Below are 23,635 nucleotides of genomic sequence, written 5' to 3' on the forward strand. Positions count from 1 at the left end.
GGGATTGCATTCAAGTCTGGCTTAGTAAGGTGGAAAACCCTGAAACCCGAAGGCAAGAAGGCGCTATCTACTTCCTGTTCTCTACTCTACATGTAACCCCGCGGAAAGCGTAGTGTATTTCCGTAGCGAGGTTGAGCACATTACTCTGAATTCAAGTCATTAACAAGTTCTATCAACTACGCACTAGAATAGACGAGGTTTTATAGTAATTAGAAATATGAAGTCATCTGGCAAGTTTATTCTTGCCAGAGGGATTTCTGTAAAAGGAGGCATGGATAATGAATCAAAGCATCTATCAAATGATTTCATTTCTCTTAAATTATCCAAACAAAAAGATGGTAGAAATTTTACCAGAATTACAAGAAGAACTAGAAGAAATAGAAAATCCAAAAGTGAAAGAAAATATTAAAGAATTTATTAAACTATCTCAGAATAGGTCCTTAGATGACTGGATAAGTCACTATATTCAACACTTTGATTTTGGAAGGTTGACCAATCTCTATGTCACATATTTAAAGCTAGGGGAGCAAAGAGAACGTGGTCTGGAACTGTTAAAACTAAAAAAATACTATGAAGCACATGGATTTCATGTGACAGAAAAAGAATTACCAGATTACTTGCCACTGATGCTTGAATTTTGTGGACATGTTCCAGTCGATATAAGTAATGAGCTGTTATCCATGCATGGAAAAGCTATTGCCGAAATTCAAAACAAATTCAATGAAAATAACAGTTACTATCGTTTATTGTTTGATGCACTCTTCCTTAATATGTCTGATAACGGACTAACTTTTACGGTCGCAGAAGAGAGTTTAGGAGGAAAATAATATGGATTTACTATTATGGGGGATTTTTCCTTACATTGTATTAACCCTTTTTATAGGTGGTCACATTTATCGCTATCAAAAAGATCAATTTGGGTGGACAACGAAGTCAAGTGAATTTCTGGAAAAGAAACGATTAAGAATTGGTTCACTATTATTTCATTGGGGAATAATATTTGTATTCGGTGGTCATGTATTGGGCTTGATTATTCCGATTGGATTATACAATGCGTTAGGTATTACAGAGCATATGTATCATATTGTTGCTATAAGTTTTGGTTTGCCAGCAGGAATTGCGGCATTTGTTGGTATTGCTTTATTAACCTACCGAAGATTAAGTGTGAAAAGAATTATGGCAACCAGTTCAACCAGTGATTGGGTTAGTTTGATTTTTATCCTATTGGCCATAATGACAGGGCTTATTGCAACATCACTTAACATCGATTCTAATGGGTTCGATTATCGTACTACGATTGCACCTTGGCTGCGCGGATTGTTCGTTTTTAACGTGCAACCAGAACTAATGGCTACTGTACCAATATGGTTTAAAATTCATATTTACAGCACATTTGCTTTATATGTTGTCTGGCCTTTCACTCGATTGGTACATGCATTCAGTTTTCCAATTCGGTATTTACGAAGAAACTATGTCATCTATAAAAGAAGGATTCCTAGGAAGACAACAGAAGAGAGCAGCTATTAATATCCGCTCTCTTCATTTATTTAAAGGGGCTTTAGTATGAGTAAATGGTTTTATTTAAATCTCGTAATTCTACTGTTGGCTATATGGAAGGTTGTAAACCATTTTTCGTTTCCAGTCTTATCAATAACTATCTTATTTGGATTCATTGGATTTTTATTTTTTCTATTTAACTGGACGAGGAATGCCGTCTTTTCAACGATACGCAATAATCCAGACCGAAAAACGAAAATTAAATTAGCCAATTTATCTAAGAAGGCGATGCCGTTTCATCGCTGGACAGGGACTTTGGCATTAGTATTTATCTTGTTGCATGCTGGATTTATTCTTCATTGGTATGGTTTATCCTTTCATAACTTGAAGATGGTTGCAGGATTGGTAGCATTGGTTAACTTATTACTTATGGTCCTTACGGGATGGTGGAGATTATTTAAACCAACAGGGAAATTGCGGCGTATTCATTTACTTCTAGGTATTTCTTTATTTTTTATCATTGCGATACATCTATTATTGTAGGCTATCTTTCTAAAAGATCCTAAATGAAAATATGTAATGAAGGTTGTGAAATAATATGACAAGTAAGTTAGAACCAGTTCAAGAACAACTTAATGACAGTTTTACTTTTTATAGAGAAATAAGAGAACAGATTATTGATGGCAATACCGAGAAAATAAAAGAAACAATCAAAGAAATTGAAGAACAGTTGAACTCAGGGGTTGAGTTTTCTTCAGACAAGCGATTTTTTATGTTAAGTACAGTGGCAAAACACTTTCAAAAGGTAAGTAATTATGACAAAGCTGGAAACTATGGTCGACAGGCAATTCGTCTTTCCAAGAAGGTTTCCACTGAATTTATAGAAGTTATTATTGATACCTACTTAGATTATGCTTCCCTTGAAAGAGAGTATGGACAACTATCTAATGCGAGAATGGAACTTGCAAAATTATTAGCTTTTCTCGATACAATTGATTATAAGGAACCATACGCATATGGTGTTATTTTTAGTAATTTAGGGAAAATTGCACTTGATGAAGAGAATATGGAAAGTGGTTTAACACAATTAGAGAAGTCATTAAACTATTTCAAGAAAGCTGTTTCTGAAACACATCCAATCATCTCATCATCTATTAAAACCCTCTCAGATGCTTACATTCAAGTTGAACATTATCATAAAGCTGTAGAACTTTATCAAGAATTATTAGAAAACTATCGGGAAGCTAAGCACAAAGTTGCAGAAGCAAGAACTATGTTGCGATTGGGTGAAATTCACTTTTATATTGATCTAAAAGAAGCAAGAAAGATCATTACTAATGCAATTAAGCTTATGTCTGAAATCTATAAAGGAAATCATTTGGATATAGCAAATGCAATCCTAATGTTAGCAGAAATTGATGAAAACATGAGTAATTTCCCTAGGGCAATTAACTATTATAAACAGGCTTTACAGCAGTTGACTCACTTTTATGATGAGACGCATTTTCTTGTAGTATATGTATATTCCAAAATAGGCACCATTTCCATTAAGACGTTTAAACTGAATCAGGCAAAAGAATACCTTGAAAAAGGATTGGATTTATCTACTCAATTTCCTAAAATCAGGATGCAGTTCCTTTATGCACTAGGAAAGATATACTCAGATGAAAAGGCCTACGATGAAGCATTCGAAGTCTTTAAAGAATTTTTACAGAGGCTTGAACAAGATGGGCGTAAAAAATCGATTGCCTATGGAAATACTCTTCAAGCAATTGCCTTTAATTATTTGGAACAAGAACTGATGGAAGAAGCTTTGGTTTATTATAGAAACGCATTAGGTATCTATGAATCTCTTTCAAATTGTAAGGAAGAAATGGGACTTACCTATATACGCTTAGCATATTGCTACGAGAATATAGAAGATAAAGATCATCAACAAGCAGAAAGTAATTATGAAAAAGGGTTCAAAATCATTGAAAAGAGTCGAAACCAGGAACTTTTGGAGGAAGCATTAGCAGGTATTATTGACTTCTTCACAAGAAATGAAAATGCAAAAAAACGAAGATTGTATGAAGACAAATTTGTAAAACTACAATCGCAAAAAAATAAAGCTTAAGCTTTTAAGAAATTTAGCTTAGAAGAGTGATATTTGTAACAGACTTCTCTTATAATAGAAAGTAATATGGATTTATAGTTAAAGTATAAAAAGGAGAGATGATCCGCATGACAGTAATAACAGATAAATTTGGTCGGCCGATGAAGGATCTTCGTATCTCTGTTATTGATCGCTGTAACTTTCGGTGCACATATTGTATGCCAAAAGAAATTTTTGGCAGAGATTTTGCATTTATGCCAAGAGAGCAGCTACTGAGTTTTGAAGAAATAGAACGATTAGCAAAGATTTTTATAGATTTAGGTGTGAAAAAAATACGATTAACAGGTGGAGAGCCACTTCTTAGAAGAGACCTGCCTGTATTAATAGAAAAGTTAACTGCCATAGAAGGTTTAGAAGATATTGGTCTTACCACGAATGGATCATTGTTGGGACATATGGCACAAAAACTAAAAAATGCGGGACTACAGAGAGTGAATGTCAGTTTGGATGCACTAGATGCTGAATTATTTAAATCCATCAATGACAGTGGTGTAGGTCCTGAACGTGTTCTACAAGGAATTAAAAAAGCGCAAGAGGTTGGTCTTGAAGTAAAAGTCAATATGGTTGTAAAAAAGGGAATGAACGACCAAGAAGTTGTTCCAATGGCAAAATATTTTAAACAGCTAGGTATTTGCCTGCGATATATTGAATTTATGGACGTCGGTCAAACTAATGGTTGGGATTTCACTAAAGTAATTACGAAAAATGATATCTATCATGAACTTACTAAGCATTTTGATTTAGAAGCTATTGACCCTGATTATGTGGGAGAGGTCGCTAAAAGATATCGCTATAAGGGAACAAATAGTGAAGTTGGATTTATTACTTCCGTTTCAGAGTCGTTCTGCTCCACTTGTACCAGGGCAAGAATTGCAGCAGATGGAAAAATGTACACATGTCTTTTTGCTGCTGATGGATTTGATTTTAGAGCGTTATTGCGATCAGATAAAAGTGATAGGGAAGTACGTACTACCATCATGAACATCTGGAGTAATCGTACAGATCGCTATTCTGATGAGCGAACAGCAGAATCAGCTAAAAACAAGAAGAAAATTGAAATGTCCTATATTGGCGGATAGGGGAAGAAGAATATGTCAGAAAGATATTCTCGTCAGGTGCTGTTTCAACCTATAGGTACAAATGGTCAACAGAGAATCTGTAATAAACATGTACTGATCGTTGGATGTGGTGCGCTCGGTTCGAGTAATGCAGAAAATCTAGTGCGCGCAGGAGTAGGGAAACTTACATTGGTTGATCGAGATTATGTGGAACTAAGTAATTTGCAAAGGCAGCAATTATATACGGAAAAAGATGTATGCGATCAAGTACCAAAAGCGAATGCTGCAAAGAAACGTTTACAGGAAATTAATTCAGAAGTAGAAATAATGCCACATGTCTTAGATGCTACTCCAATTTCTCTAAAGCCATTACTAGCAGATATAGATTTAGTCATAGATGCAACAGATAATTTTGAAACACGATTCATGTTAAATGATTTAATGCAAAAGCATCGTATACCTTGGATTTTTGGCTCTTGTGTAGGAAGTACTGGTATGAGCTACACGGTTTTGCCAAATGAAACGCCGTGTCTGCAATGTTTGCTGGATACGATACCAGTATCAGGTGCAACATGTGATTCAGTTGGGATTATATCACCGGCAGTGCAGATGGTCGTTGCACACCAAACAACGGAAGCTCTGAAACTATTAATTGATGATATGGAAGCACTTCGTACCAAGTTAGTAACATTTGATTTATGGCATAATCATTATCATACGATGAATGTCAATCGCGCCAAAAAGACTGATTGTCCAACATGTGGTAATAATCCTACCTATCCAAATTTAAATGAAGAGGCAAGCAGCAAAACGGAAGTTCTATGTGGAAGGAATACCGTACAAATACGAATCCCACAAAAAATGAATTTAGAAGAGCTGGCAAGTCGCCTACAGAACATCGCTCCTATTAAACATAATGACTTTTTATTATCAATAGAATATAAATCTTATCGACTGGTATTTTTTTATGATGGAAGAACGCTTATTCATGGTACCAACTCTATAGAAAAAGCAAAATCAATCTATAATCAATTAGCAGGATAGAGGTGATGACGATGGTTGAAAGACGGAAACCAATTAAAGTAAATGAAGCAATTACGAAAGTCATGGAATTTGCGAAACCAGGAAATTGCTATCAAGTTCCAATTGAGGATAGTTATGGTCACTTTCTGTCAGAAGATCTAATTGCAGATCACCATGTGCCGCCGTTTGACAGATCCCCCTATGATGGTTTTGCAATTAGATCAGAAGATACCATTACTGCATCAAGTTCAAATCCTATTCGGTTTGAAGTGGTGGGTGAAATTGGTGCAGGCAGTGTCTTTGAAGGAATTGTAAATCATATGCAAGCAGTACGAATAATGACTGGGGCCCAAGTTCCTAAAGATTGTGATGCAGTTGTAATGTTTGAAGTGGTGCAGGAAGAGTCGATGGAAGGTAAAAGCTATATTCAATTAAAACGAAAAGTTCATAAAGGAGACAATATATCCTTTACAGGTGAGGATACGGAAAAGGGGACGCCACTTGTACCCAAAGGAACTTATATTAACCCGGGGGTAGTAGCATTACTTGCCACCTTTGGATATAAATATGTACCGGTTAGTATAAAACCCAAAGTAGGTATCATTGCTACTGGTAGTGAATTACTTGGGTTGGATGAACCAATGCAACCAGGAAAAATTAGAAACAGTAATGCTTATATGATACATTCGCAAATTAAAAGAGCAGGTGGAGAACCAATTTATTTCGGTCAATTTAGTGATGAATTAGAAACTTGTTACAACCAGGTGAATGATGCACTTGAAAAAGTAGACATCTTGATTACAACTGGTGGAGTTTCAGTCGGAGATTATGACTATTTGCCGGCAATCTATGAAAAATTAGGTGCAAATGTATTATTTAATAAAATTGGGATGCGTCCAGGAAGTGTCACAACTGTTGCAGAATTAGATGGGAAGCTATTATTTGGTTTATCAGGCAATCCATCTGCATGTTATGTAGGATTCGAGTTATTTACAAGGCCAGTTATTCGAACATACCTTCATGCTAATAACCCTTTTTCTAAGAAAGAGACAGCGATACTTGGTTCTGACTTTCCAAAGCCTAATCCATTTGATCGTTTTGTGAGAGGTCATTTATCCTTTCATGATGGTCAATTAATCGCAACACCTGTAGGATTGGATAAGTCAAATGTTGTTTCTTCCTTAGCAGGAGCGAATGTATTAATTGTATTACCCGGTGGCACACGAGGTTATAAAGAGGGGATGGAGGTTTCTGTTATATTATTGGAAGATCAAGAAGGAACAACGATGGAGAAGTTTATGACTACTGATGTAAATTCTAGAAGGAGTCGGAGGAAGCATGGGTGAATCACTGTATGAGATTGTCAACAAGCCAATTCAGGTAGAATCACTTGTAAGTAAAGTTGAGAGAAGAGAAGCTGGGGCTATTACAACTTTTATTGGAACGGTTAGAGAGTGGACAAAGGGAAAAAGAACTATTTATTTAGAATATCAAGCGTATGTTCCGATGGCTGTGAAAATGCTTGCTAAAATCGGGGATGAAATTGGAGAAAGATGGCCGGATACAAAGGTGGCAATTACGCATAGAATAGGACGATTGGATATTTCAGATATTGCGGTAGTTATTGCAGTTTCTTCCCCACATCGTAAAGCTGCATATGAAGCCAATGAGTACGCAATTGAACGAATTAAACAAATTGTACCTATTTGGAAAAAAGAGCATTGGGAACATGGTGAGACGTGGATTGGTGATCAATTAGAAAACACACCTTATCCAGAAGGAGAGCCGAATTTAAAGGATGTGAAAATATGATTAAGGTCTTACTGTTTGCGCATTTACAGGAAAAAATAGGGAAGGACCAGCTCGAACTGGAGATTATTCAAAGTACCGTTGCTGAGTTAAAAAACAAACTAAAAAACCAGTTTCAATTATATGAATTAAACTCGGTCATGACAGCTATTAATGAAGAGTACGCTATGGATGAAGATATCGTGAAGTCAGGTGATACGGTAGCATTTATTCCACCTGTTAGTGGCGGCTGATAGCATGCTGATTATTCAAGTTGTCGGATATAAAAATAGTGGGAAAACAACAACCGCTGGTAAAATCATTGAATACTTTTCCCAAAAGGGGATGCGGGTTGCATCGTTGAAACACCATGGACATGGAGGGATTCCTCTAGGGATTAAGGAAACGGATAGTGAAAAGCACAAAAAGGAGGGTGCAGTTATCGCGGGAGTCGAGGGTGAAGGATTATTGCAACTTTCTTCTGATACATGGGACGTAGAACAAATGATAGCCATCTATGACTTCCTAAAGGTTGAGGTTCTAGTAATAGAAGGTTTTAAGAAATATGCCTTTCCAAAGGTTGTAATTGTTAATAGGGAAGAAGATCTTGTTCTATTAGATCAATTAAATGATATAAAAGTGATATTAACCTCAGTTCCCTTGGAAAGAATAGAAGTACCTTATCCGATTTATTACTTTTCACAGATAGAAGCATTGTGTGAGTGTTTTACTAAAAGTCGTTTCTCGTAAGTTTTGTTGCTATTTAACTTGTCGGAATGGATAGAAAGTGCGACGTAACTCCTCGCAAACAGATGTGTTTGTTTGTAAAATATCTACCGCTCCAGAAATACACTACGCTCACCAAGAAAAGCGGAGTATATTTCCGGAGCGAGTTTGCGCTCAAGTTAAAGTTCGCATTTTATTTCTTTAAATGTCTATTGTGCAAGTCTCTTAATTGATATTGCATATTTCAATCGGGCAATATTCACACCCTATTTTGTCACGCAAATACTGCATATCTTTAATAAAGATTCTGCTTGATTTATCGATAGAAATAACATCTAATTTTCTCAGTTCGACTAACATTCGATTGACACTTTCGCGAGTAGCAGCGCAGAATTTTGCCAATTCCTGATTTGTCATGGATAGATCTATTAAGACGCCATCTTCCTGATCAACACCGTAACTATTGGATAAACGGATAAGTGTTGAATATAAGGCACCTTTTTTACCGTTTAATAATAGATCTCTAATTTTTGATTGGAATTTACGCATATGGTTACTTGTCCATTTCATGAACTCAAAAGTCAATGAACTATTTTCCATTAACTTTTCTTCTAGTTGATTTTTATTGACAACAAATACTTCTCCAGGTTCCAAAACTTTGGAACTTAGCAGATATTTGGGATTGTCACTAAACAATGTCAATTCCCCAATAATATCGTTATCTCGACAAATTCTGAGTATCATTTCTTTGCCGTCTGCTGTAAGTTTGGAAATCTGTACAAGCCCCGATTTTATAATATAAATATCTTGCGCATCTGTACCTTCGTGGAAAAGATACGAGTCTATTTCCATCTTTCTAACTGTACTTATAGAATCTAAAAGAGCACGAAGTTCTGGAGAAATTTTTTCTTCATTCCGCCGTGCGTTTAATAATAAACTTGTTTGCATACCAGTCAGCTCCTTTAATGCAAAACTTTATATATGTATATTTTAACATTGAAAATAGTGCAATCGACTATCTTTCAGTTACGATATTGTGAAATTTGTTCATATAAAATGGTTTTAGAAAAGAAAACATTTAATAGTTAGATAAAGGAGACTTTAAGGTGGTAAATGATATAATGGGTATTGTTTTAGCAGGTGGGTATTCCAGAAGATTTGGCACACCAAAAGCATTTGTCAAAAGAAACGGGAAATATTTTTATCAAATTTCTATAGATGCTTTAACAAGATTAACAAATAAAATTGTCGTGATTACCAATCCAGATTTGGAAAAATTATTCCAAATGGAAAACGGAAATTTTGCTATAATAAATGATAGAAAACAATATGAGGGAAAAGGACCACTAGCTGGTATTTTTACAGCTATGGATGCTGTTGATTCTGAATGGTATGCTGTTACTCCGGTAGATGTACCATTTATAGATGATCAGGTATTTCAAAAACTTTTAAAACATCTAGATGGGGAAGCCCATGCTATTATACCTGTCGTTTCTGGAAAGATACAGCCTCTTATAGCTATTTATCACTATTCCGTGAAAGAAGAAATTAGAGATCAATTGGAAGGGGACAATCTTTCGGTCAAAGATATGTTGAATAAATGTAAAGTGAAGTATATTTCAATACAAGAAGAACAACCATTTTACAATATAAATCAAGTAAGTGATTATGAAAAATGGATTGGAAAATAGAAAGAAATTTAAATGAGGGGGGAATTCGCCATGATTTCAGAACACCGCAATAATGCATCCAGAAATATTCAGTGTGCAGTTGTAACCATTAGTGATACAAGGACAAGGCAAACGGACAAAAGCGGACAAAAAATAATAAAACTATTAACAGAAGCAGATCATTTAGTGCCGCTCTATAAAATTATACCAGATGATAGAGAACTAATCAGAATGACAGTTGAAAAAGCTATTTATAGTGATAAAATTGATGCAGTAATCTTGAATGGCGGTACGGGAATTTCTTATCGTGATGTGACGATTGAATCGATTGAGCCGTTATTTGATAAACAAATTCCTGGTTTTGGTGAATTATTTCGTCATTTGAGTTATCAGTATGATATTGGAACAGCTAGTATTCTTTCTCGTGCGGCCTGTGGAGTTGCTAATAATTGCTTGGTTTTCTCTATTCCTGGATCAACTGGAGCTGTAACACTTGCTATGGAACGATTAATTCTTCCAGAAATAGGGCATATGGTGAAAGAAGTAAACAAAGATATACATAAATAGATAGGATGAACCGATTTGAAAAGGTTTCGATTAATTTTGCTCATTTTATTTCTTTTGACTTCTTCAGGATGTGCCTCCTCTTCTGAATCTAGTAATACAATAAAACTTACCGTATCAGCAGCTTCTAGTATGACTGAAAGTTTATTAGAGTTAAAGGATGCTTTTGAAAAAGAAAATCCATCGATAGAAATATCCTATAATTTTGGTGGGTCAGGTGCTTTGAGAAAACAGATCGAACAAGGTGCTCCAATTGATTTGTTTTTTTCCGCATCTTCGGATGATTATAATAAATTGGTTAAACATGAGATGGTTCATGTTGGAACAGCTATTTTTGAAAATAAATTAGTATTGATAAAATCAGAGCAAGCAAAATTTAATTCAATAGGTAAATTTTTGCAGCAAGATGGAATGATGGCTATTGGTACTCCTGAATCTGTCCCAGCAGGAAACTATGCTAAAGAGGCATTGGAGAACTTGGAAGCATGGGAAAAACTCAAGGATCGCGTTGTATTTACAAAAGATGTTAGTCAGGTTCTTACCTTAGTTAGTCAAGGAGCGGTGGAAGCAGGGATTGTCTATTCCAGTGATTTAATGCACTCAAATAATATATTCCTTGTGGAAGAGTTTACTAGAGAACTCCACTCATCAATTGAATATTTTGCAGCTGTTATTAAAAACAGGGAACAAAATGACGAGGTTTTTAAAGCGAGGGAAAAATTCTACCAATTTATTTTAGAAGATACTGCCATGGAAATCTTTGAACATTACGGTTTTCAGATGGAGAAGTAGGTGAATTACTTATGCAATGGTCCTGGCACCCGGTTCAACTTTCTTTTTTTGTTGCTACTATAGCAACAGTGTGTACTTTTTTATTCGCCATAATGGCAGTGTACTGGATGATTCGGAAGAAGAGAAAAGGAAAAGCAATATTTGAAACGATTTTCTTTTTACCTTTAGTATTGCCGCCAACTGTCATAGGCTTCCTCTTGGTGATTATATTTGGTAGAAATAGCTGGATTGGAAATGTAATAGAAAGTATAACAGGGAACAGTGTCTTATTTACCTCTACTGCAGCAATAATTGCAGCAATCGTCGTTGCTTTCCCCTTAATGTATCAATCGATAAAAACCGGATTTCTATCTGTTGATACGAATGTAATTGGTGCTGCAAAGGTTGACGGGGCAACTGATTGGATGGTGCTGGTAAAAATAACGATTCCTTTGTCCGTTCGTTCGATTTTAACAGGAGTTGTACTTGGGTTCACACGTGGGTTCGGAGAGTTTGGAGCAACTTTAATGTTTGCAGGAAATATACCAGGTAAGACCCAGACCATACCAACTGCGATCTATTTAGCTATTGAAACCGGTGCTACGAATATTGCATGGTATTATGTGTTAATTAGTATTAGTTTTTCTTTTGTTCTGTTACTATTGATTAATCGTATTCGGACTGATATGTAAATCCGTCATTAAATTTTGATGTAAGATCTGTTTAATACGACATACCTGATATGAGTTAGAAAAAACCAGCGTATTTGCTGGTTCTTACTGTATTTATCTTTTATAGTCACCGCTTTTGCCGCCGCTTTTTTCTAATAAATATGTTTGGCCGATAACCATACTTTTGTCGACTGCCTTACACATATCATATACGGTTAAAGCCGCAACAGATGCTGCTGTTAAAGCTTCCATTTCCACTCCTGTGCTGCCAATGGTTTTTACCTCTGCATGAATGACTAATTCATAATTATTTTCGAGTGTACTCCATTCAAAGGAAAGATCAACTCCGCTAATAGGAATGGGGTGGCACATTGGTATTAAAGTGGAGGTTTGTTTTGCGGCCATAATGCCTGCAACTTGTGCAACAGATAATACATCTCCTTTTTTGATTTTGTTTTCGGTAATACTATCATATACTTGTTGATTCATCTGGATACTTGAACGGGCAATGGCTTTGCGAGCTGTTTCTTTTTTATTCGTAATATCGACCATTTTCGCTCGCCCATGCTCATTAAAATGTGTGAAATCTGTCAAATTTGTCACCTGTCTTTATAATATTCTAGTTATTACATAGTGTAGCCGAAGAAAAGATTAAATTCAATGTTGGAATAATGGGAAATCAGAATTCAGATAATTGATTGTGGGCAATATGGTAAAAGGGTGATTATTGGTGAAAAAGAAAAAAGAATTAGAAAATGCTCAGAAACAAAAAGTACCTCAAAAAAATAATAGGTTTTTGTTGAACGATTTAAAACTACTTGTTAAATCCGGAGTGTTAATAGCAAACGTCTTGCCAGTATTAGCAGGTATCGTTTTAGCACTTCATTTTGAAGATGCATCTATTCAAAATCACTGGATTAATATGATATTGGTATTGTTGGGATCTACACTGGCTATGGCAGGTGCATTAGTTATAAATAATTGGTTTGATGTAGATATTGATTCGATTATGAATCGAACCAAAAAACGTCCTACGGTGACAGGGCACTTCACACTAAAACAAGTGTTAAAAATTGGTATAGGCTTATCAATAGTGGGATTTGGCTTATTATTGTTAGTAAATTGGGAGACAACACTTTATACATTTATAGGCTGGTTTACATACGTGTTTTTGTATACGATATGGTCTAAGCGAAGATATACACTGAATACGATAATAGGAAGTGTCTCTGGAGCTGTAACTCCACTTATTGGTTGGGCAACAATTGGTACTGCAGTTCATATTGTGCCATTAACTTTATTTCTCTTTCTATTTATATGGCAAATTCCACATACTTTTGCCATAGCGATGAAAAAATGTGAAGAATATCGAGCAGCTGGTGTTCCGATGTTACCAGTGGTTTATGGATTCAATATGACAAAAAGGCAGATGGCCATTTATATTTCGTGCCTGTTACCACTCCCATTTTTACTATCATCTTTAGGAATAACGTTTCTTGTAACAGCTACTATACTAAATATTGGTTGGATTATTTTAGTTTTTGCTGGATTTAAAACAAAAGATGATTTGAAATGGGCACATTGGAATTTTTTATACTCTGTTAATTATTTAACCATCATTTTCTTATTGGCAATGATTACATCATTACCGTTTTTAAATTAGGGTATTTTTTATAGAATACGGTAAGTTGCTACCGTGATTTCCATTCCAGGCAGTAGCGCAACTTAATTCACGGCTTCATCCTTTTTGAAAAAAGCAACAAAACCAACTAAAATAGCCTAAATAAATAAGCAAAGACCGCTTTTGTTTCATAAAGTGGTCTTTGCTTTATACTTCTTGGGTAAAAAGATTCTAAATTATTATTTTTGTTGGCACATAGATTGCTAAATATATGACAGTCTAGAAATTACTTCCTAATCAAGTTTGATTTAAAACCACGCTGCTCCTACAATGATTAATAAGATAAATAATACAACGATTAACGCAAAACCGCTGCCTGCGCCATAGCCACCGCCATAGCCGCCACCGTAGCCATATCCACCGTAGCCGTATCCTCCGCAGTTACCGAAGCCCATAATTTAATTCCTCCTTATAATTTTTAATTCATATTTTAATCATATAGTAGTTAGTAGCCAACGTATGCAGACCCTACTATGATTAATAAGATAAATAACACTACAAGCAAAGCAAAGCCGCTACCGAAGCCAGCTCCATAATTTTCACTCATCTAAACATCACCTCCAAAGTGATTTACACAATTACTATATGTGTAGAAAGGTATGTTGATATAGGTATTTCCCCAGAATTGCCACATTTGGGCGGTTGTTGCTTTTGTAAGACCTTTATTATTGTGGCGGAATTCTTTCAGATGGAATACAGAGAAGTTCTTCCATGGAAATCTTGTTCTCTTCTACGTAGTTTACAACTAAATAATATCCAACAGCATATCCTAACATTCTTGGATAAAAACGTAACCCATATAGTAGTTCATTATGTTTTCTATTGGTAATGATTAGATGTTTATTTGGAGAAATTATCTTCTCCCAAAATTTTCTAAGGTTATCAGAGGAATAATAAGCTGTCCAAGAAGCAAGATAACTCTTTCCGAATCTTTCTCGTACCGCGTTTTCGGCTAATCCTTCCAGGATGATGGTATCCAGTAATGTATATTTTCTTTCTTTCTTTGGATAATGTAGAAGTCTACAAACATGATTATATTCGTGTGTAAATAAAGCTTTAATTTCATTTATAGAATTATCATCTGAGATAAATAGAAAGAGTTTATCATGAAAAGCTAGGCCAGATTTCCCATTGAATTCGTTTATTAATTTTCGGTTCGTATAGTCAGATGGAAGTATAAAAATAGGGATATCTGGTCCGTTCCATTTGTTCATAAGGTACAGATGCTCCTGTTTAACGATTTTATATATATTGGTCTTGGAAAGATTTTCGATAAATTCATCTCCATTTTTCAATCGATGTCGATACATCCCGTTTCTAGAAAGATGCTGAAAGATGTCATACTCAGTGACATCCTGGAAATACCTTTCTAATTTTGTACATAATTTTAAAGGATCGAGGTACATTTCCTGTTTTAACCACTTGTCTGTTCTTATAACACTCATTTATAAGCCTCCCAGATATGAAGAATCTTTTCTAAATGATTATTTCTCTTTTATTACATTATGAATGATATCTCTAGATGTTTCAGACGATTTGTAGGTCTATCAACTGTAAGATAATTGTCTATTATTCGTTATGTACAACTATAGTAGGCCTTCTAATCAATATAGGTAAATCGGGCATTTGTATAGTGCAGCGTCCCTATATGATGCATATATATACATGGAATACGCACAGAATCTTTTAGAAAAGGAGACGAATAGAACGATGGAAAAAACGAAAACATTTAAAGCCTTAAAAGGCAAAGTAGTTCAGATCAATCGGGGCGGTTCAGAGTCAAAAATTGGTAAGTTAATTGCTGTGAAGGATGACTATGTTGCATTATTAACTAAGGATGATGGTGTCATATATTATCAAACGAAGCATATAAAAAGTGTCACAGAAAATGTTAAACATCATTATGACTTAGAAGTTAAGGAACTTAATAAAAAAGACCATTTACCAGATGATTTTATAAAACTTCTGATTTCATGTAAATATGATTGGCTGCAAATAAATCGTGGAGGAAAAGAAAAAGTAGATGGCATTGTTAATGAAGTGAAAGATCATGTGCTGACTATAGTGGATAATAAAGAAGTTATTCGTGTATTTATAGACAAGATAAAAAATGTTTCAATAGGGGAAAAACCGAAGAAACATTAAATGTCAATATCTTTATATAGAATCTAAAGGAGGTAAATACCTTGGAAAATCACAAAAGTGAACTTAATAATTTTAAAGGTCACAAGGTGAAGGTAACTTATCCTGATGTTCATTTTCATACAATGAAAGGTTTGTTACTAGAAATAAATGATGACCACATTGTGCTAAAACATGATGAGGATGATGTTGTTCATTATATTAAGCTAGATAAAATTCGAGGTATATCAAAGAACACAAAAGATGTTGTTCCAGAGATGAAGAAAAAAATTCCTTTTACAAATTGTTCAACATTTCCAGATTTATTAAGAGCATATGAGAATAGTTGGGTGAAGTTAACAAGAGAAGGTGTTAAAACGATACAGGGGTTTATTAGTAAAGTACAAAATTCTCATATTATATTTATTGTAAAAGATGAGATATCTATCATTCCATTACAACAAATTGCTTATCTTTCCAGTAAGGAAGTTATGCATACGACGAAAAAAGAAAAAGAAGAATGTAAGAATCACAGATCATCTGAAGATAAACATGTACACAAACCAAAAAAAGAAGACAAGGGTGATGCTAAAGAAGAGAAACAAAAACAACCTAAGAAGAAGGACCCATCTTTTATTATCCCATTTAAGGAGATCCCTAAACTTATTCAAAAAGAAAACAAACGTAACCACTCTGAACCAAATTCTGGTGGAAGAAAAAAGGTTGTTTACCGATCCACTTCTAACAGAAAAAAGAAACGGGTACGATAATTTAATTTTCTTAAGATAAAGGGGGATATAGGATGCCCCCATTTTATCTTAATGAAATGGATGACAATAAATAAGGAAACTTATCTCTATAATCCCACTAATAATATTTGGAATTTTACTAAGGGAGGGATGGCATTAATGGATCTTTTTGAAAAGTATTTACAACAACAAATAGAAGTAATAGTCTCAGGCACAAAACGTCACTCAGGAATTCTTCTTGCGCAAGGAACAGATACAATTGTTATTTACAATGGAGAGGATTATGTCTATATATCAAATTCACACATTCAAAAGCTAAAGAAAAGTGAAAGAAAAAAAATTCAAATGACTAGTGAAGATGAAATTGAATGGAACAATTTATCTATCCGAAAAATTCTCACCTCTTATAAAGGAGTATTTACGGAAATCTCTGTCACTGATACAGAAACCATACATGGATATGTTACAAGTGTTCTAAATGATTATTTTGTTTTTTATTCTCCAGTATATAAAACGATGTTCATTCCCCTAAAAAATATAAAATGGTTAATTCCTTACCGCAGCCACCAAACCCCATATGCTTTAGGCAATGAAAGATTTCCAGTAAAACCATCCAATATAACGGTAGCTAGAACATTCGATATACAATTAGAAAAGCTCATTGGACAAATCATTATACTTGATCTTGGCTTGGCAACCGATAAAATTGGACAATTGAAGAAAATCACAGATAATTATTTGGAGCTAGCAACAGCAAGAGAAGACTCCGTATATATAAATCTACTTCATGTAAAATCCGTTCATTTTCAATAAGAAAACTTCATTTGGTTATAAAACTGGGTGGCTGTAATAACCAATTAGTTTAATTAAGCATAAAATAGTGTACGTGATTTTTATAATCCGTACCCCCAGGGAAGTGAAGTGATTGAAAAATGACGATAACGGGTTTAGAAGTTATCCTACTAGCACTAGCAACCTTTCGTCTTACTAGACTTATTGTATTTGATAAAATAAGTCAGTTTCTTAGATCACCATTTCATGAGGAGGTGGAAGAAAAAGAAACTGACGGAGATGTAGTAACATACATCCAAATTAAGGGAACAGGATTAAGAGCTTGGATAGGTGAACTACTTAGTTGCTACTGGTGTACAGGGATATGGTGTGCTGCTACTTTGATTGGATTATACTATATCTGGGCGGACATCATGGAAGTAATTATTATTATCTTAGCAGTAGCAGGTGCTGCAGGAGTATTAGAAACCATCATAAATAGGCTGATAGAGGAATAAGGAGGAGGAGAGTCAAATTGAGTGAATATAAAAAAACATCTAATAAAAGAACAAGACCAACAAAAAAAAGAGTGAGAAAATCTGGTTGTGGTTGTGGAAGACGACGTAAAAAATAAATAATTTATTTGAGAAACTTCATTCTTAACAAAGGGATTATCATTAAGAGTGAAGTTTTTATTTAGTTCGCTTTTAAAAGATGATTCAATATGAATGAATTAGGGAATCTGGTACATAATAGCTATTATTAAGAATATGATAAATGAAGACTTAGGAGGTGCTAATGTGGCTAAGGAAAGTAATAAGCAGCAATCTATGGATTTATTTTCAAACAACGCAATAAAGGGGAAGTCATATCTAGATATAGATCGGGTTATTTTTGGTGAAGAGTTAAGGGATAAAAATTTAAATAATAATCAAAATAAACGTTAATATTTTAAATAAAGTTTGAGTGTGTTATCTGCTCAGATATGTAAATTTACATTACTCTCCTATTAAACTTCCAATTTAATAGGAGAGTAAATTTTATGTTTACTTATGTCAAAAAAAGTCCTTACTAATTTCAGTCAGAATAGTGTAGCTCTCGCACACACTTATGATTGATTTGTACGGAGGGGTAAAATATGTAGTAATCTTCATAATGTGAGGTAACCAGAAGAAGCAACAAATCCTTTTGGTGGAGCGGGTAACCACAGTTCCCAATCTATTAGATAAGGGCTTAGATAAAAACTAGACTACTATCTATCAATAGCATTCGCCTTTTTTCTTGACAATAGTGATAGTAGTTTATGCATGTCCGTAATACCTACATAGAATGTTAATGTAAGAGAAATCTTACAAATATTTTGCATAAAGGAGAATGATCAAATGGATTTAGGTTTAGTAACTTTTCTCGTAGCTGTTATCTTGCTAATTGTATGGTTCTTAGTAACTGTATTTAACCGCAGTAACAACAATGTTCAAAATGCGCTTCAAGAAGCGATTTGCGACATGCTTTGTTGCTAGTATTTAATATACTACGCTTGTGCACGAGCGCATAAAGAAAGAACCCAGTATTCATGGGTTCTTTCTGTTATTTATGAACGGTAGAAACGGAATATAAAGATGCTTTACATAGGACACCTATTTTAGTCATATACAAGAAGATTGAAAGAACTTACATTCAACACGGGAGGAGTCCGCGTGCTTGTCAAGATATTTTTTTATATTTTATAAAAAATTAAAATTTATTTGACAAAACTGTGAACAACATGAATAATATATAGCAAGGAGGATTGATTGAAGTGGAAACTAATTATCGAATATTAAAAGCTACCAAATATGTTTGTGTACCTATTCTAACGCTTGGTGTCATTTTATTTATATACGGTTTTGTAAACGGTTTCTATAATGTGGTCGGTCTTGGATATGGCGCGGTATTAGGTGGAGTATTTATATTTATTATGGGATTATTTTTAGAAGCAACTCAAGAGGTATTGGTTCGGAGGAAAAATGGATAACTGATGCAGCAGAAAACATTCATAAGTGTAAGCGTGAGCTAACTATACTGAATAAAATAAAGCAGTATCAACTGTAAAAGTTCTAAAAGCAACAAATATACGAAAAGAGCCTAAAAAAAATGACCATCTTATGTTTTGCAACATGATGGTCATTTGAATTTTTATTTTATAGGTATCCCCAAATCATTGCTAATAGGGAACCGAACACGGTAGCTAAGGCAATAACTACCCCGTAGAACACAGTTGTGTAAATAGAGCTTTTATCCTCGCTTTCACCAGCGTGCATAAATAAGACTAACTGTACAGCTGCTTGAACGAATGCTGTCACAAGAAGAATTGTCATACCAAGTTCAAATGACATATCCATGAAATAAACGCTAAGCGCAATTATAGTAAGCAGCAAAGAGAAGATAAAGCCATTTACTTGTTTCATTGGAAATAACTCTCTCATTGTTACATCATTCCTTTCAAGTAGATGAAGCTGAAGATAAAGATCCAAACAACATCAAGAAAATGCCAATATAAGGAGAAAATAAACGACTTATTTGCAGTTTCTGCCGTTAACCCACGCTTCTTGATTTGCATAAGGATGAATAATCCCCAGAATAAACCAAATGTGACGTGTGCACCGTGCGTTCCTAGTGTTGTTAATAAAATAGCTGTGAATGCACTAGTTTGTAGGGTAGCACCGACATGATAGTAATGAACGAATTCATAAATTTCAATTCCTAGGAATGCTGCACCTAAAAGGAGGGTCACTCCTAAAAATACTAGCATAGCCTTGGAACGATTAATACGCATTGCATGAATGGCTAAACCAATGGTAAAACTACTTGTTAATAAAATGATAGTTTCAAATAGAACAGGTGTTATTTCAAATATTTCTGCTCCGGATGGACCATTTCCTGTTCGGTTTTCATAGACAAAATAGGAAGTGAATAATGTTGCGAAAAGCATGATTTCCGCACCAAGGAAGATCCAGAATCCTAAAATATTCATTTTATTTTGTTCGGTACTATATTCAAGAGGCTGCGTGTGATTCATGTTCATTACTTAGCACCTCCAAATTTATCTTCTGTTTCTTTAATTTCTTTTATTGAAATATGGTATCCATCGTCTTTTTCAAAGGAACGATATGCCATACAAGCTAAAATACCGATACCTGATAAGATGACCCCAGGCCAAATATAAAAAACGAATGAGAAACCAAATACAAAGAATAATCCAGCCATAATAATTGGTAAACCACTATTATTAGGCATATGAATCTCTTTTAAGTCATCTTTATTAAATAATTGATGACCATGTTTCTTAGAATCCCAGAAAGCCTGTGATGAATTAACTTGCGGTGTAATCGCGAAGTTATATTCTGGAACTGGGTTATGCGTTGCCCATTCTAAAGAACGTGCATTCCATGGATCATCCCCAACATTTCTAGGTGCATAACGGAAACTATAGTACACGTTGTAGACAATAAAGATAAAACCAATTGCCATAATTCCGGCACCTAAGAATGAAAGCATATTTAGTGGGCCGAATCCTGTTGCTTCAGAGTAAGTGTACATTCTTCGAGCTTGCCCATCTAATCCTGTAATGTACATTGGGAAGAAGGCTAAACAGAAACCGATAGTAAGATTCCAAAATCCCCATTTACCAATTCTTTCATTTAACTTAAATCCGAACATTTTTGGCCACCAGTAAGTAAGCCCTGCTAACATAGCAAATACTACACCTGGAATAATTACGTTATGGAAGTGTGCTACTAAAAACATAGTGTTATGATATTGGTAGTCAGCACTTGCCATACCAAGCATAACTCCCGTAACTCCTCCGATAGTAAATAGTGGAATGAATGCTACAGAATAGAGCATCGGAACGGTGAATTCAATTTTTCCTTTCCACATTGTAAGAAGCCAGTTGAAAATTTTAATCCCTGTTGGAATAGCGATTGCCATCGTTGTGACAGAAAAGATACTGTTCGTTAGTGCATCCTGTCCCATCGTAAAGAAATGGTGTACCCAAACAAAGAACGATAGGAGAGAGATGATTACCATTGATGCAACCATAGATTTGTATCCATATAAGTTACGTCTTGAGAAGGTTGAGATAACTTCACTATATATACCAAATGCTGGTAGTATCAAAATGTATACTTCAGGGTGTCCCCAAACCCAGAATAGGTTTGCCCACATCATATCCATACCACCATCACCTGTTGTAAAAAAGTGTGTTGCAAACTGACGGTCGAAAGTACCCATTAATAGAGCTATTGTTAGTACAGGGAATGCAAATACTATAATAATGTTTGTGATTAGAGCTGACCATGTAAACATTGGCATTTTCATTAGTTTCATGCCTGGTGCTCTCATTTTTAGGATGGTAACGATAAAGTTGATTCCTGTCATTAAAGTACCAATTCCAGAAATTTGCAATGCCCAATTATAATAGTTGACACCTACAGAGGTACTGAAATCATTACTTGCAAGTGGGTAATAGTTGGTCCATCCTGCATCAGGTGATCCCCCAATAACGAAGGAAATATTAAATAACATTGCTCCTGCAAAATACAACCAAAAGCTAATTGCATTTAATCGAGGAAATGCGACATCTCGTGCACCGATTTGCAGTGGAACAGCAAAGTTCATTAAACCAATAATGAACGCCATTGCCATAAAGATAATCATGACAATTCCGTGAGTAGTAAATACCTCGTTATAATGTTGTGCATCTAGAAATGAATTTTCTGGTACTGCGGTTTGCAGACGCATCATAACTGCATCTGCTCCTCCACGGAAAAGCATAAGTAGAGCGGAAATTATATACATAATCCCGATTTTCTTATGGTCAACGGTAGTTAACCATTCACGCCAAAGATATCCCCATTTTTTAAAATAAGTGATTCCGGCCATTATCGCAATTACTGTTAAACCAATAGCAACCATTGATGCATATATCAATGGACTGGGATGGGGAACAGCAAATCTTTCAAAAAATTCCATGTTTGTAACTCCTTTCGAGATAATGTGTTTTGGTCGATCTAGCTGTAATCAGACTCGAAATTACTCGTGGTTGTTGTGTTCAGAATTTCCATGATCAGAAGATGAATCTGTCTCAAGTTCTGGACCATGATCATGTCCACCATGTTCTCCTTCTGGTGCAGGGGAGAAGTCTAGGTGTGTTCCAGTGTACGTCATCTGTCCGAGATGCCCTGGTTCCAACAATTCATTAAATTCATCTTCTGTTAGTGGCTCAGCGGTGTCGTGTATTTCATCGACCCATGTATCAAATTCATCATTTGATAAAGCTGTTACATTAAATGTATTTTCAGCAAATCCTTCTCCACTAAAGTTTGCGTTTCTTCCCATATACTCACCTGGAGTTTCTGCAGCGAGATTAATGGTTGTAATCATGTCTGCCATTGCATATTTTTGTCCAGCTAGTTGTGGAATCCAAAAACTTGTAATCGGCCCGTGTGAATATAGTCTAAATTCAATTGGTTGATTAGTAGGTATGAAAACATAATTGACCGTTTCAATATCTTGCTCAGGATAACTGAAATGCCATTTCCAATTTGAAGAGGATGCATAAATTACTATTGGATCTTGATTCTCATATCCTTCTGGAACGGATTCAACTTCATAAGTTGATTTTACAGAGACAATAGAAAGGAATATGATGATTAATACTGGTATACCGACGATAATACCCTCAACATATTTATTTCCTTCTATGTGTGGTGGTTCGTAATCTTTACTTTGTTTTGAAGCTCGGTATTTAAATAACACGAAGACTAACAAAACAAATACGGCAATTACAATAAATGCCATTGTTGCAATTGAAATCCATATTACATTCGCAGTGGTTGCTGCCTGAGGACCTTTAGGATCCAATACTAAGAGCGGTTCACAACCTATTAACACTGTGAATATAGTGAAAACTAATGATAATAAGGTTAATTTCAATTTCATGTAGTTACCCCTTTCTTTTGCTGACTTTATTTGAATAATCGTGAGTGGTTACTAACTAGCATTGCTTTATATCCTATAATTCTAGTAAATAAAAAACAATAGGTTTGCATAACTTTCACAAAATGTTCATGAACTTTTGTATAAATTTCGTACAAAATGAAACAGTCTGCACAAAAAACAGAAGTAAAGTCTTACAAGGGCTCATACCTATATAATAGAAGCAATTGTTAATCGAATGAAAATATCGTGTAAGACACATGATTAAACTCAAAAAACTATTGACTTTTACCATTTAGGAGAGTAATATAATTTCTGCTCATAAAATTTATTTCGAATTTCAATATATATAATTGATTGTTGACAAAGATAAATATACTATGAGATAATTTCAAAGTTATTTTTTTACAT

At 34.8% G+C, this 23,635-nt stretch carries 29 protein-coding genes and 1 pseudogene; 21 read left to right on the forward strand and 9 right to left on the reverse strand.

Going from position 1 to position 23,635, the window contains the following annotated elements; all coding sequences use genetic code 11:
* The first annotated feature begins 278 nt into the window (after positions 1 to 278).
* The 10 genes from narJ (at position 279) to mobB (ending at position 8,271) form a co-directional block, all read left to right on the forward strand.
* Positions 279 to 827, forward strand: coding sequence for a nitrate reductase molybdenum cofactor assembly chaperone (gene narJ / locus D8M06_RS00005; RefSeq protein WP_121202314.1), 549 nt, complete (start codon positions 279 to 281; stop codon positions 825 to 827).
* A gap of 1 nt (position 828) precedes the next feature.
* Complete coding sequence (gene narI, locus D8M06_RS00010; RefSeq protein WP_121202315.1) at positions 829 to 1,527, forward strand: respiratory nitrate reductase subunit gamma; 699 nt, start codon at positions 829 to 831, stop codon at positions 1,525 to 1,527.
* A gap of 36 nt (positions 1,528 to 1,563) precedes the next feature.
* Positions 1,564 to 2,040, forward strand: coding sequence for a hypothetical protein (locus D8M06_RS00015; RefSeq protein WP_121202316.1), 477 nt, complete (start codon positions 1,564 to 1,566; stop codon positions 2,038 to 2,040).
* A gap of 55 nt (positions 2,041 to 2,095) precedes the next feature.
* A complete protein-coding gene (locus D8M06_RS00020; protein WP_121202317.1) occupies positions 2,096 to 3,613 on the forward strand; it encodes a tetratricopeptide repeat protein in 1,518 nt (505 codons plus the stop codon).
* 98 nt (positions 3,614 to 3,711) lie between these two features.
* Positions 3,712 to 4,731 (forward strand): GTP 3',8-cyclase MoaA, encoded by a 1,020-nt coding sequence (gene moaA / locus D8M06_RS00025; RefSeq protein WP_421903919.1) that lies wholly within the window; start codon positions 3,712 to 3,714, stop codon positions 4,729 to 4,731.
* Positions 4,732 to 4,743: 12 nt separating this feature from the next.
* Positions 4,744 to 5,754 carry a MoeB/ThiF family adenylyltransferase gene (locus tag D8M06_RS00030; RefSeq protein ID WP_121202319.1) on the forward strand — a complete coding sequence of 337 codons (1,011 nt, stop codon included), beginning with the start codon at positions 4,744 to 4,746 and terminating at the stop codon, positions 5,752 to 5,754.
* 11 nt (positions 5,755 to 5,765) lie between these two features.
* Positions 5,766 to 7,079, forward strand: a complete 1,314-nt coding sequence (locus D8M06_RS00035; RefSeq protein ID WP_121202320.1) for a molybdopterin molybdotransferase MoeA — start codon at positions 5,766 to 5,768, stop codon at positions 7,077 to 7,079.
* The gene (locus tag D8M06_RS00040) at positions 7,072 to 7,545 is read left to right on the forward strand and encodes a molybdenum cofactor biosynthesis protein MoaE (RefSeq protein WP_121202321.1); all 474 of its coding nucleotides are present in this window, start codon (positions 7,072 to 7,074) and stop codon (positions 7,543 to 7,545) included. The genes D8M06_RS00035 and D8M06_RS00040 overlap by 8 nt, the downstream gene beginning before the upstream one ends.
* Positions 7,542 to 7,775 (forward strand): molybdopterin converting factor subunit 1, encoded by a 234-nt coding sequence (gene moaD / locus D8M06_RS00045; protein WP_121202322.1) that lies wholly within the window; start codon positions 7,542 to 7,544, stop codon positions 7,773 to 7,775. Before D8M06_RS00040 ends, moaD begins: the two co-directional genes overlap by 4 nt.
* Positions 7,776 to 7,779: 4 nt before the next feature.
* Positions 7,780 to 8,271: a molybdopterin-guanine dinucleotide biosynthesis protein B gene (mobB, locus tag D8M06_RS00050; RefSeq protein WP_121202323.1), complete on the forward strand. Its 492-nt coding sequence runs from the start codon at positions 7,780 to 7,782 to the stop codon at positions 8,269 to 8,271.
* A 201-nt stretch (positions 8,272 to 8,472) separates the two neighbouring features.
* Here the strand turns inward: mobB and D8M06_RS00055 are convergent, their stop codons facing one another.
* On the reverse strand, positions 8,473 to 9,195 hold the full coding sequence (locus tag D8M06_RS00055; protein WP_121202324.1) for a Crp/Fnr family transcriptional regulator: 723 nt from the start codon (positions 9,193 to 9,195) through the stop codon (positions 8,473 to 8,475).
* A 158-nt stretch (positions 9,196 to 9,353) separates the two neighbouring features.
* Between D8M06_RS00055 and mobA the strand changes: the two genes are divergently transcribed.
* From mobA to modB, 4 genes are read left to right on the forward strand one after another with little or no spacing between them, the layout of a single operon-like run.
* Complete coding sequence (mobA, locus tag D8M06_RS00060; protein ID WP_121202325.1) at positions 9,354 to 9,938, forward strand: molybdenum cofactor guanylyltransferase; 585 nt, start codon at positions 9,354 to 9,356, stop codon at positions 9,936 to 9,938.
* A 30-nt stretch (positions 9,939 to 9,968) separates the two neighbouring features.
* A complete protein-coding gene (locus D8M06_RS00065; RefSeq protein WP_121202326.1) occupies positions 9,969 to 10,484 on the forward strand; it encodes a MogA/MoaB family molybdenum cofactor biosynthesis protein in 516 nt (171 codons plus the stop codon).
* A 15-nt stretch (positions 10,485 to 10,499) separates the two neighbouring features.
* Entirely contained in the window at positions 10,500 to 11,273 is a 774-nt protein-coding gene (gene modA / locus D8M06_RS00070) for a molybdate ABC transporter substrate-binding protein (RefSeq protein WP_121202327.1), read from the forward strand.
* 11 nt (positions 11,274 to 11,284) lie between these two features.
* On the forward strand, positions 11,285 to 11,944 hold the full coding sequence (gene modB, locus D8M06_RS00075; protein ID WP_121202328.1) for a molybdate ABC transporter permease subunit: 660 nt from the start codon (positions 11,285 to 11,287) through the stop codon (positions 11,942 to 11,944).
* A 93-nt stretch (positions 11,945 to 12,037) separates the two neighbouring features.
* Here modB and moaC read toward each other — a convergent pair whose 3' ends face one another.
* Positions 12,038 to 12,517: a cyclic pyranopterin monophosphate synthase MoaC gene (gene moaC, locus D8M06_RS00080; protein ID WP_121202329.1), complete on the reverse strand. Its 480-nt coding sequence runs from the start codon at positions 12,515 to 12,517 to the stop codon at positions 12,038 to 12,040.
* A 136-nt stretch (positions 12,518 to 12,653) separates the two neighbouring features.
* Here moaC and cyoE point away from each other — a divergent pair, with 136 nt between their 5' ends.
* On the forward strand, positions 12,654 to 13,586 hold the full coding sequence (cyoE, locus tag D8M06_RS00085) for a heme o synthase (RefSeq protein ID WP_121202330.1): 933 nt from the start codon (positions 12,654 to 12,656) through the stop codon (positions 13,584 to 13,586).
* A gap of 266 nt (positions 13,587 to 13,852) precedes the next feature.
* Here cyoE and D8M06_RS20370 read toward each other — a convergent pair.
* The 3 genes and pseudogenes from D8M06_RS20370 to D8M06_RS00100 all read right to left on the reverse strand — a co-directional run.
* A pseudogene (locus tag D8M06_RS20370) lies at positions 13,853 to 13,936 on the reverse strand (YjcZ family sporulation protein); the annotation flags it as partial.
* 113 nt (positions 13,937 to 14,049) lie between these two features.
* Positions 14,050 to 14,151, reverse strand: coding sequence for a YjcZ family sporulation protein (locus tag D8M06_RS00095; protein ID WP_121202332.1), 102 nt, complete (start codon positions 14,149 to 14,151; stop codon positions 14,050 to 14,052).
* 118 nt (positions 14,152 to 14,269) lie between these two features.
* A complete protein-coding gene (locus D8M06_RS00100; protein WP_121202333.1) occupies positions 14,270 to 15,049 on the reverse strand; it encodes a DUF2268 domain-containing putative Zn-dependent protease in 780 nt (259 codons plus the stop codon).
* Between the two features lie 265 nt (positions 15,050 to 15,314).
* Here D8M06_RS00100 and D8M06_RS00105 point away from each other — a divergent pair, with 265 nt between their 5' ends.
* From D8M06_RS00105 to D8M06_RS00125, 6 genes are all read left to right on the forward strand, one after another.
* A complete protein-coding gene (locus D8M06_RS00105) occupies positions 15,315 to 15,749 on the forward strand; it encodes a hypothetical protein (protein ID WP_121202334.1) in 435 nt (144 codons plus the stop codon).
* Positions 15,750 to 15,790: 41 nt separating this feature from the next.
* Positions 15,791 to 16,495: a hypothetical protein gene (locus D8M06_RS00110; protein WP_121202335.1), complete on the forward strand. Its 705-nt coding sequence runs from the start codon at positions 15,791 to 15,793 to the stop codon at positions 16,493 to 16,495.
* Between the two features lie 138 nt (positions 16,496 to 16,633).
* The gene (locus tag D8M06_RS00115; protein WP_121203058.1) at positions 16,634 to 17,287 is read left to right on the forward strand and encodes a DUF2642 domain-containing protein; all 654 of its coding nucleotides are present in this window, start codon (positions 16,634 to 16,636) and stop codon (positions 17,285 to 17,287) included.
* 119 nt (positions 17,288 to 17,406) lie between these two features.
* Complete coding sequence (locus tag D8M06_RS00120) at positions 17,407 to 17,763, forward strand: DUF1360 domain-containing protein (RefSeq protein ID WP_121202336.1); 357 nt, start codon at positions 17,407 to 17,409, stop codon at positions 17,761 to 17,763.
* Positions 17,764 to 18,045: 282 nt separating this feature from the next.
* Complete coding sequence (locus D8M06_RS19780) at positions 18,046 to 18,192, forward strand: hypothetical protein (protein ID WP_158591712.1); 147 nt, start codon at positions 18,046 to 18,048, stop codon at positions 18,190 to 18,192.
* Between the two features lie 851 nt (positions 18,193 to 19,043).
* Positions 19,044 to 19,259 carry a hypothetical protein gene (locus D8M06_RS00125; RefSeq protein ID WP_121202337.1) on the forward strand — a complete coding sequence of 72 codons (216 nt, stop codon included), beginning with the start codon at positions 19,044 to 19,046 and terminating at the stop codon, positions 19,257 to 19,259.
* 166 nt (positions 19,260 to 19,425) lie between these two features.
* On the opposite strand, the gene qoxD is transcribed toward D8M06_RS00125, so the two are convergent.
* The 4 genes from qoxD to qoxA are packed head-to-tail and all read right to left on the reverse strand — an operon-like array spanning position 19,426 to position 23,227.
* Positions 19,426 to 19,710, reverse strand: coding sequence for a cytochrome aa3 quinol oxidase subunit IV (gene qoxD / locus D8M06_RS00130; protein WP_121202338.1), 285 nt, complete (start codon positions 19,708 to 19,710; stop codon positions 19,426 to 19,428).
* A 2-nt stretch (positions 19,711 to 19,712) separates the two neighbouring features.
* Positions 19,713 to 20,309, reverse strand: coding sequence for a cytochrome aa3 quinol oxidase subunit III (gene qoxC / locus D8M06_RS00135; RefSeq protein WP_121202339.1), 597 nt, complete (start codon positions 20,307 to 20,309; stop codon positions 19,713 to 19,715).
* Positions 20,309 to 22,258 (reverse strand): cytochrome aa3 quinol oxidase subunit I, encoded by a 1,950-nt coding sequence (gene qoxB, locus D8M06_RS00140; protein WP_121202340.1) that lies wholly within the window; start codon positions 22,256 to 22,258, stop codon positions 20,309 to 20,311. The genes qoxC and qoxB overlap by 1 nt, the downstream gene beginning before the upstream one ends.
* A gap of 60 nt (positions 22,259 to 22,318) precedes the next feature.
* Positions 22,319 to 23,227 carry a cytochrome aa3 quinol oxidase subunit II gene (qoxA, locus tag D8M06_RS00145; protein ID WP_121202341.1) on the reverse strand — a complete coding sequence of 303 codons (909 nt, stop codon included), beginning with the start codon at positions 23,225 to 23,227 and terminating at the stop codon, positions 22,319 to 22,321.
* Between the last annotated feature and the right edge of the window lie 408 nt (positions 23,228 to 23,635).

This window comes from Oceanobacillus halophilus, assembly GCF_003628505.1.
Lineage (GTDB): Bacteria > Bacillota > Bacilli > Bacillales > Amphibacillaceae > Oceanobacillus > Oceanobacillus halophilus.

Coding starts and splice junctions, on each gene's coding strand:
- D8M06_RS00105 (WP_121202334.1), top strand. CDS start 15,315: ATGGAAAAAACGAAAACATTTAAAGCCTTAAAAGGCAAAGTAGTTCAG.
- moaA (WP_421903919.1), top strand. CDS start 3,712: ATGATCCGCATGACAGTAATAACAGATAAATTTGGTCGGCCGATGAAG.
- D8M06_RS00020 (WP_121202317.1), top strand. CDS start 2,096: ATGACAAGTAAGTTAGAACCAGTTCAAGAACAACTTAATGACAGTTTT.
- moaD (WP_121202322.1), top strand. CDS start 7,542: ATGATTAAGGTCTTACTGTTTGCGCATTTACAGGAAAAAATAGGGAAG.
- qoxB (WP_121202340.1), bottom strand. CDS start 22,258: ATGGAATTTTTTGAAAGATTTGCTGTTCCCCATCCCAGTCCATTGATA.
- modB (WP_121202328.1), top strand. CDS start 11,285: ATGCAATGGTCCTGGCACCCGGTTCAACTTTCTTTTTTTGTTGCTACT.
- D8M06_RS00055 (WP_121202324.1), bottom strand. CDS start 9,195: ATGCAAACAAGTTTATTATTAAACGCACGGCGGAATGAAGAAAAAATT.
- D8M06_RS00115 (WP_121203058.1), top strand. CDS start 16,634: ATGGATCTTTTTGAAAAGTATTTACAACAACAAATAGAAGTAATAGTC.
- D8M06_RS00100 (WP_121202333.1), bottom strand. CDS start 15,049: ATGAGTGTTATAAGAACAGACAAGTGGTTAAAACAGGAAATGTACCTC.
- D8M06_RS00040 (WP_121202321.1), top strand. CDS start 7,072: ATGGGTGAATCACTGTATGAGATTGTCAACAAGCCAATTCAGGTAGAA.
- narJ (WP_121202314.1), top strand. CDS start 279: ATGAATCAAAGCATCTATCAAATGATTTCATTTCTCTTAAATTATCCA.
- qoxC (WP_121202339.1), bottom strand. CDS start 20,309: ATGAACATGAATCACACGCAGCCTCTTGAATATAGTACCGAACAAAAT.
- D8M06_RS00030 (WP_121202319.1), top strand. CDS start 4,744: ATGTCAGAAAGATATTCTCGTCAGGTGCTGTTTCAACCTATAGGTACA.
- qoxA (WP_121202341.1), bottom strand. CDS start 23,227: ATGAAATTGAAATTAACCTTATTATCATTAGTTTTCACTATATTCACA.
- D8M06_RS00095 (WP_121202332.1), bottom strand. CDS start 14,151: ATGAGTGAAAATTATGGAGCTGGCTTCGGTAGCGGCTTTGCTTTGCTT.
- D8M06_RS00015 (WP_121202316.1), top strand. CDS start 1,564: ATGAGTAAATGGTTTTATTTAAATCTCGTAATTCTACTGTTGGCTATA.
- narI (WP_121202315.1), top strand. CDS start 829: ATGGATTTACTATTATGGGGGATTTTTCCTTACATTGTATTAACCCTT.
- D8M06_RS00065 (WP_121202326.1), top strand. CDS start 9,969: ATGATTTCAGAACACCGCAATAATGCATCCAGAAATATTCAGTGTGCA.
- D8M06_RS00035 (WP_121202320.1), top strand. CDS start 5,766: ATGGTTGAAAGACGGAAACCAATTAAAGTAAATGAAGCAATTACGAAA.
- D8M06_RS00120 (WP_121202336.1), top strand. CDS start 17,407: ATGACGATAACGGGTTTAGAAGTTATCCTACTAGCACTAGCAACCTTT.
- qoxD (WP_121202338.1), bottom strand. CDS start 19,710: ATGAGAGAGTTATTTCCAATGAAACAAGTAAATGGCTTTATCTTCTCT.
- mobB (WP_121202323.1), top strand. CDS start 7,780: ATGCTGATTATTCAAGTTGTCGGATATAAAAATAGTGGGAAAACAACA.